Annotated in this window: 23 protein-coding genes; 10 read left to right on the top strand and 13 right to left on the bottom strand. The window is 42.0% G+C overall.

What is annotated here, in order from left to right; genetic code table 11:
• Positions 1 to 16 precede the first annotated feature (16 nt).
• The 5 genes from radC (at position 17) to mutM (ending at position 2,890) form a co-directional block, all read left to right on the top strand.
• The gene (radC, locus tag OH455_RS19110) at positions 17 to 691 is read left to right on the top strand and encodes a RadC family protein (RefSeq protein WP_045976636.1); all 675 of its coding nucleotides are present in this window, start codon (positions 17 to 19) and stop codon (positions 689 to 691) included.
• Positions 692 to 967: 276 nt separating this feature from the next.
• On the top strand, positions 968 to 1,204 hold the full coding sequence (gene rpmB / locus OH455_RS19105) for a 50S ribosomal protein L28 (protein WP_004410867.1): 237 nt from the start codon (positions 968 to 970) through the stop codon (positions 1,202 to 1,204).
• 13 nt (positions 1,205 to 1,217) lie between these two features.
• Positions 1,218 to 1,388 (top strand): 50S ribosomal protein L33, encoded by a 171-nt coding sequence (gene rpmG / locus OH455_RS19100; protein WP_004410866.1) that lies wholly within the window; start codon positions 1,218 to 1,220, stop codon positions 1,386 to 1,388.
• A 179-nt stretch (positions 1,389 to 1,567) separates the two neighbouring features.
• The gene (locus tag OH455_RS19095) at positions 1,568 to 2,053 is read left to right on the top strand and encodes a hypothetical protein (protein WP_269982458.1); all 486 of its coding nucleotides are present in this window, start codon (positions 1,568 to 1,570) and stop codon (positions 2,051 to 2,053) included.
• Between the two features lie 30 nt (positions 2,054 to 2,083).
• Complete coding sequence (gene mutM / locus OH455_RS19090) at positions 2,084 to 2,890, top strand: bifunctional DNA-formamidopyrimidine glycosylase/DNA-(apurinic or apyrimidinic site) lyase (RefSeq protein ID WP_269982457.1); 807 nt, start codon at positions 2,084 to 2,086, stop codon at positions 2,888 to 2,890.
• A 47-nt stretch (positions 2,891 to 2,937) separates the two neighbouring features.
• On the opposite strand, the gene coaD is transcribed toward mutM, so the two are convergent.
• Positions 2,938 to 3,432, bottom strand: a complete 495-nt coding sequence (coaD, locus tag OH455_RS19085) for a pantetheine-phosphate adenylyltransferase (protein ID WP_038514047.1) — start codon at positions 3,430 to 3,432, stop codon at positions 2,938 to 2,940.
• A 111-nt stretch (positions 3,433 to 3,543) separates the two neighbouring features.
• Between coaD and OH455_RS19080 the strand changes: the two genes are divergently transcribed.
• A complete protein-coding gene (locus OH455_RS19080; RefSeq protein WP_269982456.1) occupies positions 3,544 to 4,578 on the top strand; it encodes a glycosyltransferase family 9 protein in 1,035 nt (344 codons plus the stop codon).
• A 46-nt stretch (positions 4,579 to 4,624) separates the two neighbouring features.
• Here OH455_RS19080 and OH455_RS19075 read toward each other — a convergent pair whose 3' ends face one another.
• Together OH455_RS19075 and OH455_RS19070 are read right to left on the bottom strand one after the other, a co-directional pair.
• Positions 4,625 to 5,410, bottom strand: a complete 786-nt coding sequence (locus OH455_RS19075; RefSeq protein WP_045976631.1) for a glycosyltransferase family 2 protein — start codon at positions 5,408 to 5,410, stop codon at positions 4,625 to 4,627.
• Between the two features lie 27 nt (positions 5,411 to 5,437).
• Positions 5,438 to 6,493, bottom strand: coding sequence for a glycosyltransferase family 9 protein (locus OH455_RS19070; protein ID WP_269982455.1), 1,056 nt, complete (start codon positions 6,491 to 6,493; stop codon positions 5,438 to 5,440).
• Between the two features lie 93 nt (positions 6,494 to 6,586).
• On the opposite strand from OH455_RS19070, the gene OH455_RS19065 reads away from it, so the two are divergent.
• A complete protein-coding gene (locus OH455_RS19065; RefSeq protein WP_269982454.1) occupies positions 6,587 to 7,303 on the top strand; it encodes a 3-deoxy-D-manno-octulosonic acid kinase in 717 nt (238 codons plus the stop codon).
• Positions 7,304 to 7,314: 11 nt separating this feature from the next.
• Positions 7,315 to 8,256: a WavE lipopolysaccharide synthesis family protein gene (locus tag OH455_RS19060; RefSeq protein ID WP_269982453.1), complete on the top strand. Its 942-nt coding sequence runs from the start codon at positions 7,315 to 7,317 to the stop codon at positions 8,254 to 8,256.
• A 16-nt stretch (positions 8,257 to 8,272) separates the two neighbouring features.
• Here OH455_RS19060 and OH455_RS19055 read toward each other — a convergent pair whose 3' ends face one another.
• From OH455_RS19055 to OH455_RS19015, 9 genes are read right to left on the bottom strand one after another with little or no spacing between them, the layout of a single operon-like run.
• A complete protein-coding gene (locus OH455_RS19055) occupies positions 8,273 to 9,199 on the bottom strand; it encodes a WavE lipopolysaccharide synthesis family protein (RefSeq protein WP_269982468.1) in 927 nt (308 codons plus the stop codon).
• On the bottom strand, positions 9,199 to 9,939 hold the full coding sequence (locus tag OH455_RS19050) for a glycosyltransferase family 2 protein (RefSeq protein ID WP_269982452.1): 741 nt from the start codon (positions 9,937 to 9,939) through the stop codon (positions 9,199 to 9,201). Before OH455_RS19050 ends, OH455_RS19055 begins: the two co-directional genes overlap by 1 nt.
• Entirely contained in the window at positions 9,936 to 11,522 is a 1,587-nt protein-coding gene (locus OH455_RS19045) for a capsular biosynthesis protein (RefSeq protein WP_269982451.1), read from the bottom strand. Before OH455_RS19045 ends, OH455_RS19050 begins: the two co-directional genes overlap by 4 nt.
• Complete coding sequence (locus OH455_RS19040; RefSeq protein WP_269982450.1) at positions 11,513 to 11,893, bottom strand: HAD hydrolase family protein; 381 nt, start codon at positions 11,891 to 11,893, stop codon at positions 11,513 to 11,515. The genes OH455_RS19045 and OH455_RS19040 overlap by 10 nt, the downstream gene beginning before the upstream one ends.
• Before the next feature lie 12 nt (positions 11,894 to 11,905).
• Positions 11,906 to 13,165 carry a lipid IV(A) 3-deoxy-D-manno-octulosonic acid transferase gene (gene waaA, locus OH455_RS19035; RefSeq protein ID WP_269982449.1) on the bottom strand — a complete coding sequence of 420 codons (1,260 nt, stop codon included), beginning with the start codon at positions 13,163 to 13,165 and terminating at the stop codon, positions 11,906 to 11,908.
• Positions 13,162 to 13,950, bottom strand: coding sequence for a glycosyltransferase family 32 protein (locus tag OH455_RS19030; RefSeq protein WP_269982448.1), 789 nt, complete (start codon positions 13,948 to 13,950; stop codon positions 13,162 to 13,164). Before OH455_RS19030 ends, waaA begins: the two co-directional genes overlap by 4 nt.
• 37 nt (positions 13,951 to 13,987) lie before the next feature.
• On the bottom strand, positions 13,988 to 15,004 hold the full coding sequence (locus OH455_RS19025) for a glycosyltransferase family 9 protein (RefSeq protein WP_269982447.1): 1,017 nt from the start codon (positions 15,002 to 15,004) through the stop codon (positions 13,988 to 13,990).
• A gap of 3 nt (positions 15,005 to 15,007) precedes the next feature.
• Positions 15,008 to 16,039 (bottom strand): lipopolysaccharide heptosyltransferase II, encoded by a 1,032-nt coding sequence (gene waaF / locus OH455_RS19020; RefSeq protein WP_269982446.1) that lies wholly within the window; start codon positions 16,037 to 16,039, stop codon positions 15,008 to 15,010.
• Positions 16,040 to 16,057: 18 nt separating this feature from the next.
• On the bottom strand, positions 16,058 to 16,612 hold the full coding sequence (locus OH455_RS19015) for an acyltransferase (RefSeq protein ID WP_269982445.1): 555 nt from the start codon (positions 16,610 to 16,612) through the stop codon (positions 16,058 to 16,060).
• Between the two features lie 338 nt (positions 16,613 to 16,950).
• Between OH455_RS19015 and OH455_RS19010 the strand changes: the two genes are divergently transcribed.
• Both OH455_RS19010 and OH455_RS19005 read left to right on the top strand, forming a co-directional pair.
• The gene (locus OH455_RS19010) at positions 16,951 to 17,676 is read left to right on the top strand and encodes a glycosyltransferase family 25 protein (RefSeq protein ID WP_269982444.1); all 726 of its coding nucleotides are present in this window, start codon (positions 16,951 to 16,953) and stop codon (positions 17,674 to 17,676) included.
• Positions 17,673 to 18,860: an O-antigen ligase family protein gene (locus OH455_RS19005; protein WP_269982443.1), complete on the top strand. Its 1,188-nt coding sequence runs from the start codon at positions 17,673 to 17,675 to the stop codon at positions 18,858 to 18,860. The genes OH455_RS19010 and OH455_RS19005 overlap by 4 nt, the downstream gene beginning before the upstream one ends.
• Here the strand turns inward: OH455_RS19005 and OH455_RS19000 are convergent.
• A complete protein-coding gene (locus tag OH455_RS19000) occupies positions 18,839 to 19,972 on the bottom strand; it encodes a glycosyltransferase (RefSeq protein WP_269982442.1) in 1,134 nt (377 codons plus the stop codon). The two genes, OH455_RS19005 and OH455_RS19000, sit on opposite strands and share 22 nt — an antisense overlap.
• Between the last annotated feature and the right edge of the window lie 42 nt (positions 19,973 to 20,014).

Here is a 20,014-nt window from a genome sequence, read left to right as displayed (position 1 = left end):
TTTTATTGTCTTAAGGATAAGCGTTTGCATGTTGCCTCGAGAGTCGATGCCTAGAGAGAAACTGCTCAGCCGAGGCCCACAGTCGCTCACCGATGCTGAACTGTTGGCGATTTTTTTGCGCACAGGTACTCAGGGTATGAATGTTCTGCAGTTGTCGGACAAACTGCTTAAGGATGTCGGGTCGCTGCGCAGCTTATTCGCAGCGAGTAAGGAAGAGTTCTGTCAGCACAAAGGATTAGGGGAGGCTAAATATGTTCAACTGCAAGCTGTGCTTGAGATGACACGGCGCTACCTGAGTGAAACTTTGCAACGCGGTGAGGCACTGACCAGCGCACAGCAAACTAAGCTGTATCTTTCCAGTGTGTTGCGCGATCGCCATCGTGAAGCTTTCTATATTCTGTTCCTCGATAGTCAGCATCGAGTAATTAAAGAGGAAATGATGTTTGAGGGCACGATTGATTCGGCGTCTGTTCATCCAAGGGAGGTTGTTAAACGGGCGTTAGAATTCAATGCAGCGGCTTTGATTCTTGCGCACAATCACCCTTCTGGTGTTGCGGAGCCGAGTCAGTCCGACCGCCGAATTACGCGGCGTATTAGTGAAGCACTGGCTTTGGTCGATATCCGAATTCTCGACCATTTTGTGGTTGGAGATGGTGATGTTTTTTCTTTCGCTGAGCATGGATGGATTTAAATCACATTATTTGTTGTGAGTTGCGCGAATTCTGCTACAATCCCCCGACATTTTTTGAACTATTATCAGCTCTGCCTAAAAAAGATCACGAAAACCTTGAAAAAGGATCTGTTCGGGTCTTGAGCAATGCTAGTCAAGTTAGTATAATGCGCGACCTTTGATAGCCTTGTATGGGTTTCCATAACGGTATAAGACCTCAAACTTCTATATTTAGAAACTGAGAGGTTCGGCCACCAAGGTTGATATCGAGCTGAAACGATTTTGGAGAAGACATTCATGTCACGAGTATGCCAAGTAACTGGTAAGCGTCCAGTAACGGGTAACAACCGTTCACACGCACGCAATGCTACTAAGCGTCGTTTTCTGCCGAACCTACAAACTCATCGTTTCTGGGTAGAGAGCGAAAAACGTTTTGTTAAACTACGTCTATCTGCTAAAGGTATGCGTATCATCGATAAGAAGGGCATTGATGCTGTTCTTGTTGACATTCGCGCAAACGGCGAAAACGTTTAAGAGGAAATAGGCAATGGCAAAGAAAGGCGTACGTGAGAAAATCCGTCTAGTATCTTCTGCAGGTACTGGTCACTTCTACACTACTGACAAGAACAAACGTAACATGCCAGGCAAATTTGAGATCAAAAAGTTTGATCCAGTTGTTCGCCAGCACGTTATGTACAAAGAAGCTAAAATCAAGTAATTGATTCTTCTTTGAAGCTTCTTAAACAGAAGTCTGTATTTGAAACCCAGCATTTTGCTGGGTTTTTTATTGTCTGATACTTTGTAACGTTGCCACGATCAAACCTACCTCTCTCCATTTCCCTCGTTGTTGTTTTCTGCTACTTTTTCTTATAGTTACCTATAAGGAATTACAAATTCATGCGTGTTTCTACCTCACGGCGTCGCCGCTGGAATAACATCATGATATTGGGCATTATCGCGTTTATCGCGATCCTCAATTTGCCGACTATCATCAAAACCTATTTGATTGATGACGAACCGGTCGCTGAAGTTAGTCCTTACCCTTATCTGCTCAATCCGTCGGCGGAGTTGAAAGCACTGCATTTTTCTGACTGGTCACTAGAGCACTTGAACGGTGAGTGGAGTTTGACGAAGCAAAGCAGCCTTGCTCCACAGGAGTTATTTGAACGCTGGTCGGGGTTAGTTGGGACTGAAGTTGATCAGAAAATGTTTGATGGATTGAAGCCTCAATTAGCCTCACCACAGACGATAGAAGTTTGGTACCGTGATCAGGAAGAACCTCAAAGGATCACCTTCTATCAAACCCCGCAATTCTGGCTATTGAAAAACTGGCAGGATCAATGGATAGCCGTTTCAGTTGCTTCTGAATATCTGATACCTTAAATACCCTGAGCTATCCATCACTATACCATTATGCCTGAATTACCCGAAGTTGAAGTCAGCCGTATGGGGATCACTCCTCATTTGGCTGGACAAACCGTTGCTAAGCTGACTTTTCGCACCCCTAAGCTGCGCTGGGACATCCCACATGAGCTAAAGAAAATGGAAGGTCAGGTGATTCGAAGTATCTCCCGCCGTGCTAAGTACCTGCTGATTGAAACCGATATGGGTAGCGCTATTGTGCATTTGGGTATGTCGGGGTCGTTGCGTGTACTGGATGCCTACATGGAGCCGGGAAAGCACGATCATGTCGACTTGATGCTAACTAATGGCAAGATATTGCGCTATAACGATCCGAGACGATTTGGGGCTTGGCTGTGGACCGAAGATGGTGAACATGATGCTTTGGGTCATATGGGGCCAGAGCCGCTAACGGAAGACTTTGATGCGCAATATATCGCGGATAAGGCAAAGAATAAGCGCGTCGCAGTGAAGCAGTTCATCATGGATAACAAAGTCGTAGTTGGGGTAGGAAATATCTATGCCAACGAGTCATTGTTTAGTGCACGTATCCATCCGACAAGATCAGCAGGCACGCTAACGGCTAAAGAGTGGCAACGTTTGGTTAAAGAGATTAAACAGGTGCTCGATACGGCCATCAAGCAGGGCGGAACAACGTTAAAGGATTTTGCTCAAGCGGATGGTAAACCGGGCTATTTTGCTCAAGAGCTGCAAATTTATGGTAAAGCGGGTGAAGCCTGCCCTAGTTGTGGTGAAGCGATTGAAGAGCAGAAAATTGGCCAGCGCAATACGTTTTTTTGTAGCTATTGTCAGAAATAGTCAAATATAGAGCTGAGGTTGTGCTCAGCTCTATATCTCGATAACAACTAGACTTTCGCTTTGCTTTTTAACGCTTCCGCGACCGCTTTAGGCACAAAGTTAGTGACATCCCCTCCATGAATGGCCACCTCACGGACTATGGTCGAAGAGATAAATGCATGTTCTTCAGCGGGTGTCAGGAAGACGCTCTCTAATCCGGGCATCAGTCTGCGATACATATTGGTTAAACCAAATTCGTATTCAAAGTCGACAGTGGTACGTAAACCACGGATAAGAACGTTCGCATTTTCTTGCTTTGCAAAGTCGACCATTAAACCGGAAAAGCCTTTAGAGCTGACATTATCCAGATGCTGAGTCACTTGTTGTGCGAAAGCGACGCGCTCTTCTAACGTAAACATGGTGTTCTTACTTGGACTGGCCGCAACAGCAATGATGACCTCATCAAACATGTCTGCTGCTCGTTCTATTAGATCTAAATGGCCATTAGTAATCGGATCAAAAGTTCCTGGATAGATCACGCGGGAAAGACGTTTTTTGCTCACAATTCATTACTCAGATGATTCTTTGGTATCGCTTAATGGTAACAAAAAGGCTCACATTTACCCAACTTAGCCGTTATCATTGGGAGCAAAGACTGAGAGTTAGGAAGTGTAATGAAAAAGATACTGGTGGTTCGTAACGACAAAATAGGCGACTTCATGCTGGCTTGGCCCAGCTTTGCGATGCTGAAAGCGTCGATGCCGGATTGCCAGATTACCGCGCTGGTGCCTAATTACACGGTAGCGCTGGCAGAGCTGTGTCCTTGGATTGATAAAGTGTTGGTTGATCCAACGCAGAAGGGCTCTAATCAGGCGCAATCGATTTTGATTGAGCAAATAAAAGCGGAGCGTTTTGATGCATCCATCAACCTTTTCTCTACGACATATAACGCTAAATTGGTCTGGAAAGCAAAAATCCCTTACCGCCTCGCTCCGGCGACAAAGTTGGCGCAGATCTTTTATAACAAACGTATCAAACAGAAGCGTTCACAATCAGCAAAACCAGAATACGAATACAACCTAGACTTAGTACGTGCGTTTTTAACGGATATTGGCCAAGCTGTGGTTGAGCCTAGCGCACCCTATCTCTCCTTCTCAGTTGACGATCTGCAGCAACAAAAGCATAAGCTCTCACAACAATTGAACTTGAATGTAGAGAAGCAATGGGTGTTCGTTCATGCTGGTAGCGGTGGTTCAGCCAATAACTTATCTCTACAACAATACACTCAGTTAATCTGCGATATGCCGGAGCCGTTTGAAATTATACTGACGGCTGGGCCGGGAGAAGAACAGAAAGCCGCTGAGTTACATAGCTTACTGAAAGAAAAGAGCAGAGCCTCGGTGGTGTATGACAAGAACGATGGTTTGGTCGATTTCTCTTGTTCTATCGCTTGTGCCGACTTGTTCGTTGCAGGCTCTACTGGGCCCCTCCATATCGCAGCGGCGATAGATGTACCGACCGTTGGCTTTTTCCCAAGCAAGCGATCAGCAACTCCTCTACGCTGGAAGCCGATTAACTCGGCAGGCAACCATGTCGCTTTTTGCCCACCTCAGGCTGAAGATAAAGCCAGTCAGGAAAATATGGCCAGAATTGATATAGATGTGGTCTCGAGAGAGTTACAACCATGGATAAGTCGTAAGCTGAATTAATAAAAAAGGGCGATAGAAATATCGCCCTTTGTTTGTATTGAAAGACTTAGAATTTATCCGGCATCTTGTCTGTTTCACTGCGAATCCACAGGTCCGCATATTTCACAAAAGTAGAGTGTGCCGAAAGCAGGGAGAGCAAGAATCCTTGCTTGCCGTCAAGAAAGCCTGCTTTGACAACGTACATTTTCAAGAAGCAGCCAAACGCGTGCAAAATGCCTTGTGAGATACTGCTCTTCTTACCTTTTTTCTCGCGCTGCTCAGCCCATGCTTTGGCATAGCCCGCCGACTTCACTAAGTAGTGATTCATGTCGTTATAGGTAAAGTGAATCAAGTCGCCATTCAAGTTTTCGACTTTCATGGTTTTTGTTACTTCAACTTTTTCATGGACCAGAGCGTCATTGTATTGTGTCAACTTGGTTGGGTATAAGCGCAATACACGATCGGGGTACCAGCCGCAATGACGAATATAGCGTCCAAACACCCAGCTTAGACGGGCCGTTTGATAAATGGTATCCACCTTGTTTGCACTCACTGAATCTAAAATGCTTTGCTTGAGCTCGGGAGTGACACGCTCATCGGCATCTAACCAAAGGACGTAGTCCGACTCAACATAGGACTGAGCTAAGCGGCGCTGAGGGCCAAAGCCAGGCCATTCAGGATTGACGAAAAACTTGTCCGTAAAACTGCGTGCAATCTCTTCGGTATTGTCTGTACTTCCAGAGTCCAGAACCACAATCTCGTCTACCCAGTCGTGAACGGTTTCTAAACAAGCTTTCAGGTGCTGCGCTTCGTTCTTAACGATAAGTGCGACGGCAATGGTTGGTTTACTCACTGTGGTACCTCTGAAGTCTATCGGAGTTTATTGTAAATGGAGTTCTGTGGTTACTTTATCAAACATGGTGATGACTTGCTGTGGTTGAATGCGCTGCATGGCGTTTTTATCTTTGACACGGGCACGCCAGCTGAGTTGCTCTGCAGATTTTCCTGTTTCAGCCTGAATGGCTTCTTTATAAGCAGACACCACATATTGGCGATATTGATAAGGCCCAGTGCGTTCAGGATTATGGTGGGCATACAAGCCAATAACCGGTGTATTGACCGCATTGGCCATATGAGCAGGACCGGTATCGGGGGCGAGCACCAAATCAGCTTTGTCTAACAGCGCCAGCATTTGTTTTAGTGAACTTTGACCGACCTGATTGTTGATTGTACACGTCAGCTTGTTCTCAACCTTCGTCGCGAGATCTAGTTCCACCTGAGCAGGGCTACCGGCTAAGGTTACTTGCCAGCCTTGGTTGACGGCGTGCTGGATAAGTTCGGCGTAGCCTTCTGCTGTCCAGTTTTTGTAGGCTTTACTTGCTGCTGGTACGACAACCAAGTTGCGCTTGCCAGTCGATAATTGCTGCTGCGCCCAATGTTCATCTGCATCTGAATATTGAAGTGTCCAGACTGGGTTCATATCTTGAATACCAAGCTTATGGCCAAAGGCGAGCAGTCCATCTAAGACATGCATGGAACTAGGTGAAGGCACTTTGATATTGGTAAACAAGGTTTGAAAATCCTGACTGCGGATGGAGTCAAAGCCAAGCTTGTATTTCGCCTTGATGCCAAGAGTCGCTACACTGGCTCTAAATGCATACTGCATGTGCAGCAATGCATCAAATTTTTGTCCTTTTAATGCAGCCCAGAGTTTTTTATAGCCCTGCCAGCCTTCCTTCTTGTCAAACACGATCACACGAATGCCAGGTAGGTCTTCAATCAGTTTGGCTTCAAGCTTGCCGGTGATCCAAACGATGTCGGTTTGTGGCCACTGACGCTGAATGGCTTGAACTGCAGCAAGGGTATTACACACATCACCAATGGCAGATAAGCGCAAAATACACAAAGAGTCAGGGGCGGAAGAAAAAAGGCTCATAAATAATTCACTTGGCTAGCAATGGTGAAGATTATGCAGAGGCGCTCAATAAATGTAAAATAGCCATTCGAATTTAATCAGAGATGCTCTCGCATGAAAACCACGCAATTGGACAACCAAACCATCTGGTATGATGATGTCTTGCTCAAGGAAGATCCTAAGCAGGTGTTCGACGCTGAGTTTTGGCAAAGTGCAGGTAAAGTCATCGGCAGCGCTCAAGGACGTGGCACGACTTGGTTTGTGCAAACGGAAACGATTGACGCGGCACTCAGGCATTATCGTCGTGGTGGCTTGTTTGGAAAACTAGTGGAAGACAGTTATCTCTTTTCAAGCTGGGAAAAAACTCGCAGCTATCAGGAATTTCAGTTACTAAACACTTTGATTGAAGCTGGTGTCAATGTACCTAGACCAATTGCTGCTCGTGCAATAAAGAATGGCGTAACCTATAAAGCGGATCTACTGAGTGAGAAAATTCCTAATGCAAAGGATTTGGTTTCCATTCTGATAGAAAAGCCACTTTCTGAAGATATGTATCGAAAGGTTGGCCTCGAAATCCGTAAAATGCATGATGCACAGGTCAATCATACGGATCTCAATATTCATAATATCCTCATCGATGAGCAAGACAAAGTTTGGATCATCGACTTTGATAAATGCTATCAGCAATCAGGAAATGCTTGGAAACAAGGTAACTTGGAGAGATTGAAAAGGTCGTTTGAGAAGGAAGTCGATAAGCGTCAAATTTCTTGGGATTGCACTGGCTACGATTTGCTCTTCAACGGCTACAATGGCCTTAGTATCCACGATTAGTACTCATCAATATGAAGTTTGAAGATATAACCTTTGTTGTCCAAGGGCCAATACACCCAACTATTACTCAACGTTCAATTTTGACATTAAGAAATAGGTTTCCCGGGAGTCAAGTGATACTTTCGACTTGGGAAGGTGAGGACGTCTCAGGGCTTAATGTTGATGTTGTGATTTTTAATAAAGATCCAGGTTCAACTACTTTTGTATATAGCAAAAAGGATGAAGCGGTTAAGGTTAATGTCAATCGCCAGATTGCTTCGACTTACACCGGCTTAAACGCAGTGAAGACTAAGTACGCTGCAAAGCTACGCTCTGATAATGTACTTCACAATACGAATGTTATCGAGTTATTTGAAAAATACCCCCAACGTGATGAACGCTATTCGTTTCTTAATAAAAGGTTGGTCTGCTCCAATTTTTATGCAAAAGAGTATGAGCGTGGGCTTCGTATTCCCTATTTCTATTCAGATTTTTTCCAGTTTGGGGAAACTGCTGATCTGCTGAAAGTATGGAACATAGAGTATTTCTCAGACTACGTTTTTCGAGAAGAACTAAGTGGAAAAAAACAACACGAGCACTATCCCAAAGATAGTGTCCATGTTGAACAGAAAATATGGAGCCACTTTGTTAATCAGTTTATTCCTGCTAAATTGGTTGATGAACATGGTTCCAAGCAAGATTTAAAGAATTCTCGAAATGTCATGCTAAATAATCTAGTTATTGTTAATGGGGACGTACTAGGTTTAGAGGTGCCAGAGCGTTTGCGTCAGCAGAATGGTTATCCCTATGACTGCTATACTTACCAACGTTGGCAATGGCTTTATGAAAGGGGCTTTGGGGTCAGTCTAGGGATACCCTTGTTGTTTAAGGCAAAGTGGATTCTAGCGACAACATGGATGTTTTTTAGAAAAGGAATGCGCCTAAAAATTAGGAAATTGGTTAAGAGAAGTTAGCCACAACACAACAGGGCTAACTTGGCTTTATTGCCCTGATTCCCTGGCCTATCAGTTCTCTGTAGCAGCGATAAAGTCTTTTTTTATCTATTGGCTTTTTCGTTTGGTTATTGAAATAAAGCCAATCCTTCAAATCATACTCTAGCGCTAAATTCCCCCGCTTATAAAAGCGTTCTGTAACATCTAGCCCGATGTTCTCAGGTAAGTCGACAATAAGATTGTTGGCGATAAAGTTCTTCCAATAACCTTTCCCAAGACCAGCGTCATCATCCGCTTTAGTATTGATATGATAGTCTTTTCCAAGCAAACGAGAAATCCAGCTTAGACAGAGAAATTGTTCTGTCGCAGGGTAACGAGATTTATAGCCTGACTTCTTACTAAAGCTGAGTTCTGGAATAAGGTGCTCACTCCAAATTTTTAGCAAATCCTGAGTTTCACCGAAGTCAAACAAATCACTCTTATGGAAATACACTGGTTTACCAGCATGCGATGAAATGAAAAATGTGCTGCTAGTGACTACCCTAGAATTCAGCATACTAAACTCAGGTTGTCTTGGGATTTGAGAGTACTGCTCAAAAAGTTCGACAAATCCGCGTCCTGTCAGTTTGTTGTCTGTTCTAATCTTGGCTGAGTATTTGGTTTTAACAGAATTAAGACCCATATAGGAGCTGTAAATCTGACGATTGTTATTGAGTTTTACCTTGGTGCCATCTTGGACGATATAGTTAGGGCCAGGGTCGTCAAGCTCGATTAATTTATCGTAATCTAACCCTGAAAGATTTTGCCCTTTCCATGTAGAAAGAATGATCGTTGCCTGTGGGAAATAATAGCGTATTGATTTTAAACACTCTTCAGTAATACCGGATAGTTGCTTTCTATCTTTGTTCTCTTGAACTGGCCCCTGAACGACAAAAGAGATATCTTTATCCGCTATTTTCATTATTACTTCGCCTTGGTTAAAAAGTCTGTATATTCATCAGGTACACCACAGAATATCACGTCATTGCGGTCGATTAGATGATAGTGAATATCCAACCCTTGTTCTATCAATAAATTGTAGAGAGGTGCAATGTAGAGCTCGCCCTTTTCCCAGTCATGAACTGGCTTGGCAAGGTATTGATAGTAAGCATCTAAGAAGTCTTTCTGGTGATTAAAATGATACAATCCCGTACTGCACAAATCAGAGATTGGGTTCTTTTCCGCTGTTTGTATAACTCGCGTTGTATGTTCACTTTCTGGTTTGGCAAATGACCAGTTAGCCCCTTCACCTTTGAATACTTCTAAGTAGCCATCACTTTTCGTACTTACATCAGGCAATAGGAAGTCTGGTCTGAAAGTATCAATATTAAAGATAGTAATAGGGCCGTTATGATCTATCCTCTTAGACTGTAGCTGCTCGATGCCCAGTGCGACGGTTTCTGCTTGGCCTCTTGTATCTTCCTCTAATATCGAGATATGGAATTCCGTAATACCCATTTCTTGTGCTTTTTGTCGCACAAATTGTGGAGTATCGAACACGTTTTTCACAATGAAAAGAAATGGTACAGTCGAGAAATAAGCCTGAAAACTCTGTACTGAATGTTCAAACAGCGTTTGTCCATGAGCTTCAAGCATATACTTAGGCTTGGTGTAACCAGCTTTAAAGAAGCGAGAGCTCATGCCCGCCATTGGAATTACAATCATTGTTTTAACCTTACTAGGACATGGTAAAGACGAAATGCGTTAGCAAATAGAGCTTGTTGGCGCGATGAATCATCGGCATGCAGTGGCAGCATAGAAAGAAATAACTGAATTTGCATTGCGTACAAGTTATGAGCTGTCAGGCCAAACTCACTTTCGATGAGCTCTATAAAAGCTTGTTGAGTTTCCTTATGCTGATTCTCTTCTGCGATTTGCAAAAAGATCTCGCCGTCTTGAATCTTGACTGAGCAGTAGCCTGCAATGATCCAGTCATACAGGCCCAAAATAGAGTGGCTCAACTTGGCTAAATCATAACGTATATCACCAAAAATGGTTTTTTCACCGTTGGGGGTCATGCCTCTAGGGTCTATAGTTTTGATTTTACCTGCTCTGAAGTCATAAAGAATATTACTAAAGCAAAAGTCTCCATGTAAGACAGAGTCCAAGCTGGGACTTTTCGGCAGATGTTTATCACTCTCTGTCAGTATCTCTCGAATCGAAACGCTGTCAGATTCGTTAAATATCCATTGTTGGTCCAAGGACACACCATGTGATTGACAATAATCGTTCAATCTCTGTTTAGTTTTTTGTGAAAATAAGGCATCTAGCGAGTTACCGGAACAGTTATTAGGGGCTTTACTTTTTTCACATAAAGATAAGAACTCAATGCAGCTAGCAAGTATCTGGTTCCATATGTGTCCGGGTAGTTTAGAAAAGACGAATAGCTCATTCAAAGCAGTGAGATGCAGATATTCTAATCGGTAGGATGTTTTACCGTCTTTGTTAGTGGTACCTAGATACTGAGGAATATTTCCCCTTAGTTCAGCTGGTAACTCTGAGAACCAGTTAGCTTCCGCCGCTATTTTACTGTCCTTTGAGCTAGACTTTTCAATCCATTTTGCATTGATAGTCAGTTCATTGAAGGCTCTCTGAGTGGTGAACTGAGCTTTTGAACGGTAGTAAGTATTCACATGACCAAAGTCAAGCCAGTTGTCAGACTCTACTGGTGTCAAACCGACGCTACTATGATAACGGTTTAATCCCTCAATGAAGTTCCATTCGCTCTGGGTGATATTCTTAATCAATTCTCTCGGATTACTAAACTTAAAATACCCATCAATAATTTTTTGAGAATCGTTGGTTGTCTGTGTGTTGCTATCCTTAAGCCAGTGTGCACTGTCATCGGTTAATACAGCCCAGTTATAGCTATCTTTTGCATGAGAAATGCTAGCTAAATCGTCTCCCACTGGTAACTTCCGATACAGAGTGTCTCCATATAGAACGTGAAGAGGTTTGGACAAGCTATGACCAGATATATTTAGCGCTGCTACCAGAGATGCGCCTAAACTCAAACCATCGGGAATTGCTAGTACATTGACATGGTGATCGTCCAACCATGCTTTATCTATTGAAGATATCTGAAATGATTCAGGAATAGATAGGAGCAGTTCAACACCCTCAGGAGCTAACGCTAGTTGATGTTGAAAGAGTCTTCGGTTACCCAGAGGCAAAAAACTAGGAGGGATCTTGCCAAACTCTGATTCAAGTTCTTGACCCACATAGGCCCCTGACATGATTAAGAACATTTCTTCTCTTTCTCAAACAGTTGGTTAATTTCATCAGTACTTAGAGTTGCAAATTCTGATGGTCGCAAGGCACGATCATCAATATAGAACCCCTCGTGCCCACACCAAGGTTTACCTACAATGATTTCATCATAAGGTACATCGTGTTTATCTAGCCATTCAGTAATGATAGGCAATGTATGAATGTTAATTTTTCCGACGTTACCTTCGTAAGTACGCATGTTCCTAGCAGTGGCTATGACAATTTCAAAACCTTGATTCTTATAATTCCGAACCTGTTCAATCACATCTAAGCGAGGTAGAACATTTCTGTAGTCAGAAGTATTGGCTTGGGTTAATGTACCATCGAGATCAACAACTAGCTTTTTCATTGCATACCTTACTTATAGATTAACGTGGTGGAGTGTGTTTTTGAGAGCACCGGCATTTAAATTAACGATCTCCAAGGCTGCTATTCCCTGTGCTTGAGCTTTCATTGGATGTTCCAATAGAAATTGTAATGCTTTAGCTAGCTCTTCAGCATTATTAATTATTTGACATGCTCCAGAGGATATCAATGACTCAGTGATATCGGCAAAGTTGTAATAACTTGGCCCTGTCAGAGTGGGTTTAGCAAGTGCAGCTGGCTCTAACAGATTGTGACCGCCAACCTTTTTACCCAGTAAGCTACCTCCCATAAAACACACATCGGATGAACCTAAAAATGTCATCATCTCACCCATAGTATTGCCGATATATACTTGCACTGACGGCTGTACGTTGTGAGTACTGGTCCGTGTAATGGTTGAAAACAAAGTGTCTGCAAGCTGTTCTACTTGTCCAAATCGTTCAGGATGCCTTGGGACAAGGATCAATAATGCGTCCGGCAAACTTCGTAATAATAGTTTGTGTGCTTCCAGTACTATCTCATCTTCACCTTTGTGTGTACTGGCAGCAATCCATATTGGCCTTTCCGAACCTATGTTTCCTTTAAGACACTGTGCGTTGTCTTTTGATTCTTGACTGATTTGGATATCAAATTTGATTGATCCCGTAACCGCCAGTTTCTCTTTCGGCACCCCGAGTTTTTCAAAGCGCTTGGCATCGCTTTCATATTGGCACAATACCTTTGTTAAAGGTGAGATGCATTGCTTGAACAAAGGTAAAATGCGCTGGTAACCTCGGAAGGACTTTTCTGATAGACGTGCATTAATGATGGTAACGGGGATGCTAGCTTTATGAGTTTGGGCCAAAGTGTTGGGCCACAGTTCAGTTTCAATAATTAGAAGCTGTGACGGTGAAAATCGCTTGATGAAAGCTCGAACTGCGAAGCTAAAATCAACGGGCATATAGCGATGTTCGACTAAATCACCAAGAGTTTCCGCTTGCTTAGCGCCTGTCGGTGTGGTGGTGGTTAGTAGAATGATGGTGTTAGGACTAGACTGCTTTATCTGTTTAATTAGGGGGGTTGCGGCGATCGTTTCCCCTACAGAAACAGCGTGTATCCACAAGGGCTTAGTCGTGTTCAACTTAGGAGAAATACCAAAATGCTCTTTCCAGCGCTTCCCTACGTGGGGCTTGCCACTCTTTTTTCTGAAGAGCCCGTAAAGTAGAAAAGGTGCTGCGAATGAAAGCAGCACCGTATAAAGCATTCTAATGATCATTTCTTTTTGACAAGTTCTTCTGGGTTAATGTGGGTCCATTTACCACGAGGTTTGTCGATGTATTGAAAATATTCGTTGGTAAAAGTTCCTTGAATACACACGAACTTACGATCCCGAACGTTTACGTCGTCTCTGTTAATGAGCAAATTATGTAAAACGGTTGGGCCTGTCGAATGGTAAACTCCCATTGAAGGCTCATAATTATTTACGTTGTATACCGCTTGCTCTATTGCTTTTTCCAAGTCAGGGTTATTTGGGGCAGTCGCAATAAAGTAGTTAGTGAATCGGGTGTTTTTGTCTATTTTTATATACAGAGAGTCGTGGTCATTACCCAGTAGCTTATCCAAAGACCAAACCACCGTAGCGTCAATATCCATATATATCCCACCTTTTTGATTTAGAACCACCAAGCGCCACAAATCTGCTTGTGCAGCACCATTGGTTAATCTTGAGTAGGCGTCATAAACCTCTGCAGATGCATTTTCTTTTAGGTACTCTCCACGAGCCTCGGTACTTACATAGTTATAATCGCAGTGCAGAGTGAGCAAACGGTTAAAAAGGTAATTCAAATAAACAGGTAGAGCTGCTTGGTCTGTAAAGTTTGTTTGCCAGATTTTTCGAGGAATTCTTCTCGAGCTTGATAGTTTTATTTTGGCTGGAGAATGTGCCGGAATAGTAAAGCGCTTGTTTGGGAACAGGTAATGAAATGGGTATGATAACACCTTGAAAATATTGCCAGTTAAGCGAATCAATCGGTTGGCGATCAGAATGGACAAATTATTCATTATTCATGTTCTCTTTCTATGATCGGATGGAGAGCAGCTAGTTTTGCAATGCTCTTTGGATAGCCTGAGTAATTTGCTCAACTGAAGGAACGTCACCATTGGACTTCATAACAATGCTGTGTTGCTCATAAAGCGGAGTGTATCTGAACGGGACAGTTGAGTAAAAGATACCTACGGTCGGAGTATGGGTTGAAATGGCTACGTTACGAACACCTGTATCAGGAGCAACCATCAAGGTAGCTTTAGCCGTCAACTCGACAAGTTGCTCCAAAGGTAAGCAAGGTTGAATCTTAAAATTTGAATACTTAAGCAATTCCTGACAAAAATCCCCTTTCTCAAAGTCATTTTTTCCTTCCAAGTACACATGAGTATGATGCGGGTTCTCTTGGATTGCCTTTTCTAACACTGCAAACATTTGCTCTTTGGATAATATTTTTCTCAGCTGCGAAGCCCCGTTAAAATAGAGTATAAAGGGAGCTTCGGTGTCCATCAGTTCGCGATGATCCGGATAGGCGAAGTCCAGTGGATGAGCGGGGTTGTGACCCAGTAGCTTTAGCATGTCTAACATGCATTCCACTTCTGGCTGAAAGTCTGAACGATGAACGGTAATATTAAACAAAGTACCACAGAAGTACCATTTGTATGGGAACCCGATCTTTAGTTTGGCTGTACTTAAGGCTGTCATCCAATGAGAGCGGTTAGTGCTTGCCAAATCGAAAATTATATCTTGCTCACCTAGTTGCTTGATATTTATAATTTTTTCTCTAGTGGATGTTGTTTTTCCTGATTCTTTTCCAGGCATCACATGAACACGGTCAACTAAGTCACTTGGTATTCCATACATGTAGTTGGATACCGGAACTAATGTAATTTCAGCGTTAGGAAAAAACTTCCTAGCTTCAACTAGAAACGGGCGAACAATAACCTGATCACCAAGGGCTGCGTGTCTAATCACCGCTATCTTCTTGATTTCTTTAGGCTTAAAATCTTCTTGGATATACTTGCGTGCTTTTTTAGAAGCGTAAGCACCACGCTCAAACCATAGGTGTTTCATGAGTTATTGCTCTAGAAATTTGTCAACAGCATTTATTACCTGAGAAGGCATTAGTTTATTGAGACAGTCTTGGTGACCAAGCGGACATTCGCGTTTGAAACACGGTCGACACTCAATGTCAGTATGCACCATTTCTAACTTGTCAGTCAGAGGCGGAGTATATTTTGGTGAACTAGAGCCATAAATCGCAACTATATTGCACCCTACTGCTGCAGAAACATGCATTAAGCCAGAATCATTAGATACAACAGTATGGCAAGCTGCGAGTAGGTCGACCGCTTCAATTAGCGAAGTCTCACCAGCTAAGTTAAAGCAGTATGGTTGTTGCTCTGGGGTAAGAGTGGATTTGATGTTTTCGGTGACAGCTCTGTCTTTTTCTGAGCCGAATAACCAAACTTGCTGGCCTTTATCTATGAGATGTTTGGCAAGCTTAGAATAGTGCTGGTCTGGCCAACGCTTGGCCGGGCCAAACTCCGCGCCAGGGCAGAGGCCTACAACCGGAAGTTGCAAATCTAGATTTAGTCTTTGCCTAGCTACGATTTGTGAAGTGGTGTCGACAGTCAAACTGGGTTTTGGGCAATGGGCTAACCTAACCTCTTCCAACATTTTTTCAGAAGTCGAAGCGAGAGCTGCGTACCTTTCAACCATATATTGAAATACACGCTTATCAGGGCGAAGGTCTGTAAGTAGCCCATATCTGAACTCGCCTTTCCAGCCAGTTCGTATTGGTATTCCAGCAAACCATGGAATTAGGGCTGACTTTGCCGAATTAGGTAATATGAATGCATGACTATAATGATTTTTACGTAACTCATGCCCAATTACTCTTCGACCAAATAGGTTGAAGTCCCCATGTCCAATCGGCATCTCAATGGCTTTGTTTACTTCTGGCATGCGTTCTAGGATAGGTTGACACCAAGCAGGAGCAAGGACATCCAGCTCACAATCTGGATACTTATCTTTTAGAATTGCATACAAGCTTTGCGACATCACCATGTCGCCAACCCAAGAGGGACCGATAATGAGAATTTTCATTTAGGAAGATAGGGGCATCTAATAAGTCAGTTCATGCTGCCATGATACTTCATTCTGTACTACTTTGGCAGGGTTACCAGCAGCAATAGCTCTAGGTGGTACTGATTTGGTCAAGGTAGAGTTGATGCCAATGATAGATCCTTCTCCGACAGTAACACCTTTTAAAATAGTTACATTGTCTGTAAGCCAAACCTTAGGGCCGATTTCGATGCTTTGAGCGCCGTTGATGCGCTTTCCACCTTTAATAATATTATGCCCGTCACTGGTCATAATCTTCACGTTTCGAGATAGCATGCTCTCTTCGCCAATTTTGAGCTTAGTTCCATTTTCTCTGACAGAAAGGTAGCAATCATGCCCTATGATAGTGTCATTATCGATTATTAAGTGACAATTGGTTCCATCAATTTCAATTGTGCTATGGCGTAAATTTACATTTTTTCCTATTTTTAAGGTATTGTTCTCTCCTTTAATAATAATCTTGCATTGTCTTATTTTTGAGGATGTGTCCACCATAATTCGATGACGACCCGATACTTTTATTTTGTTTCTTAACTTGTTGGTCAAGCTGAACATTGTATTTACCTATTAATCCATATCACTACATATGTTATAGTTCATTCGCTTAAATATAAAGCGATGACTGTGTAATCATATTGGCTATTAGTGATTGAAAAACAGTTAGCATAGCTGGGTTTATAGTTATTGATCTTAGCTATGAATGAGCTGTGCTAAACATATGAAACAGACCTTTGAGTGAAACTAGTTGCTTTTTCTTTATGGTGGTATTAGTGCCCATCGGCAAGTGTTGAACGAACAACGTTAGGTTCGCGTGAGAATTGCTGAAATTTGGTTCAATTTGCTCGTCATGTATGGTCTAATGTCGTCTATTTATCTTGGTTTGGTAGTGTTTGGTGAAAATATTTGTTATTAGTTTAAAGCGTAGCCCTGAACGTAGGGAGTACATCAAGAATCAACTAGACCAACTTAATATTGATTTTGATTTTTTTGATGCAGTAGACGGTAGAGCGGAGCCGCCTCACAAATTGTTCGATAATTATAGCTATGCTAAACGTCTATGGCTTACAAGTGGACGAATGCCCTCAAAAGGGGAGCTCGGTGTATACGGAAGTCATTACCTTCTATGGAAAAAATCGATTGAGCTTGACGAGCCAATTATAGTTTTTGAAGATGATGCTGCCATCTTACCTTCCTTTCCAAGTAGCTTGAAAGTTGTTGATGAAAAAATCGAACGTTATGGTTTTTTGCGCTTAGAGCCTAAAACAGACAAAGGGGTTTTGTGTCTTAAAGAAGAGGGTGATAACTTTAGCATCTCTTTTATGACGAATAACTATGGCGGGCTTCGGTGTTATGCTATTTCACCTAGGGCAGCAAAAAAGCTTGTCAGTAACTCTAAACGATGGTGTATGCCAGTAGATAATTATGTAGGATCCTTGTATCTACATGATATGCCATCTTATATACTTTCCCCTGCTGTTGTTGAAAACCCTCAAGAATTCGCAACAACAATTCAACTTGGTGAAGAAAGTAAAGCAGCGTGGTATCGAAAGCCGACTCGAGAGCTTTACTCACTGTATAGAAAAATTATCTTGCGTATTTACAACAGAAAGTATCGATGAAGAATATAGTTCAATATTTGGAGAAAGTATTTCTTTTCTCTCCAGTTTTTTTAGTTTTAATCTCAATATTTAACTTCACGGATACTAAGTATTTAGTTTCAAGAGTTGCTGCTATCGTTATTATTTACAGCATAATAAGATATAGACAATGTATTAAGAGTAATTTTAACCAGCATAATTACAAAAAATTCTTTTTAGCTAGCAGTCTGGCTTTTGCATACTTCTCTATTATGCATTTTTGGAGAGATGATAATTTTGGATTGCCTAGGACTTTATTAACATGTTTGATTTACTTGTCTGTTATCCCTTGGAGTAAGTTTTCTAGAGCTTGGATTTATAATACGGTTATATTATCTGCATATGTATGTGGAATTAATGCTATTTTTGAGCATTATTACCTAGATCTAGAAAGAGTCGGTATGGCCACTAACCCAATACCCTATGCTCTTTATTGCTCATTTGTTTCTTTATCTTGCTTGGCTTTGACTAAGTACTTTCAGTCTAGAGCCATTCAGGGTTTATGTATTGCTGGCTTCTTATTATCTCTATGGGCGTTAATCTTGACTGATTCTCGTGGAGTCTGGGTTGCATATCTAATAGTAATGATGTTCGTAATTTATAGGAGCTTCAACGCTTTATCACTTGTGAAGCTGGGGAGTATCACATTGATAGGTTTGAGTGCTATTTATTTTTCATTTAAGCCTATGATAAATGAACGTATTGACAAAACAGTTTCTGAGTTTAATTCTATAAGTAAAGGGGACTATGAAACATCTATTGGTGCACGATTAGCACTTTGGGCGTTGGGGGCTGACGTGTGGATTGAAATGCCTATTGTTGGGGCTGGCGACGTTGTATTAGAGAAAAGAATTAGTGAAGTTCCTCATGGGATTGCCCATCGACAATCTCATCTCCACAATCAATATATAGATATTCTCGCTAGATACGGCTTTTTTGGTTTTTTATTTATGATGGTTTGGCTTTTTTACCCAATAATGCTGTATAAGACTCAAGAAGAGGAGAGTGTCATAGCCCATGTACTGGTTGTGCTCGTCTTCATTGCGGGCTTATCTGATGTCCCTTTCCACCATGCGCATACAACTTATTTATTCACCCTTGTGGCTGGTCTATTTTCACTGAACCAAGCGGAGCTAAGATTAAGTCAGCCTTGTCGAGAGGGGTAGAACTCATGATAATGCTTTGCAAGCTTTTCAATGTGTGCATTCATCGAAAACTCTGACAGTGCTCGTTGATAAGCTAGAACTGAGTTCTTCTTCATCAACTCATTGTCAAGAAGATAAGATTCTATATTATCTGCTATTTTTTGAGGTTCTAATGGGTTCGTTAATAAAGCTGTTGATATTAGTATTTCTGGCAGTGCTCCAGTATTAGCAGCTACGATGGGCTTTTGGGCTGCCATGGCTTCTATTGCAGTTAAACCAAAAGCTTCATTGTGATTTGGTAGGCATACAATATCCATAGCAGCGAGCATACGATTGGTATCTACTCTAAATCCAGCTAGATGGACGTGCTGAGTTAAATTGAAGTGATCAATTTTATCCTTGAGCTGGTTAACGAAAGTGTTATCGGATCCTTTTGAAACATCTAAACCTCCAACTAATAATAGATGAAGCTCGGGGTATGTGCCTTTCAGTAAATTGAACGCCTCTAAAAGCTCCATTTGACCTTTACCCGAGCAGATCCTACCTAGATTACCAATAATTATACTATCCCTAGGTAACCCTAATTCAAACTTTATAGTAGAAATTTGATTTTGGTTATCAATTGGCTGCAATGGAATGTCAGTACCTAACCAGAGTCGGGTGATTTTATTTTTAGGTACAGGGAGTGCCTTTAGATTGCGTTTATAGGTTTCATCACTGATCGAAAAAATCTGGTCAATATGTGAATAGGCCCATTTATGATAAAGGTCTTTTTTAGGGCGAGTAACTCCCATGTGCTCTGTGAAAAAAGTTTTCCGTCTAGTGAATAAACTCAGTAGTGCAGAAATAAGAATATCACCAGATTTATGGCAATGAATAATTTCAACGTTTCTTTGTTTTAACCATTGGTTCAGTTTTAACAGCTGAGATGTAACTAATTGCGCTTTGCTTGATATCTCAAAGGTCTCGATACCAACGTTTCTCATTCCATTGGCAACTTGTGTGTCACTGGTACATAGGCCGTAAACTTTGTAGCCACGCTCAAGAAACTCTTTGCCAGTTCTAATCGGATACATCTCTAATCCCCCCCAACCTTGGGAAAGACAAATATGAAGAATTGCTGGTTTTGTCACAACTTACCTTTATCTAGTGAAGAGGCAATAAAAAAAGTGGTA

The organism is Vibrio sp. T11.5 (genome assembly GCF_027587155.1).
Taxonomy (GTDB): domain Bacteria; phylum Pseudomonadota; class Gammaproteobacteria; order Enterobacterales; family Vibrionaceae; genus Vibrio; species Vibrio neptunius.
The sequence above is the reverse complement of the archived record's forward strand: the minus strand, read 5'-3'. Positions and strand labels throughout refer to the sequence as shown.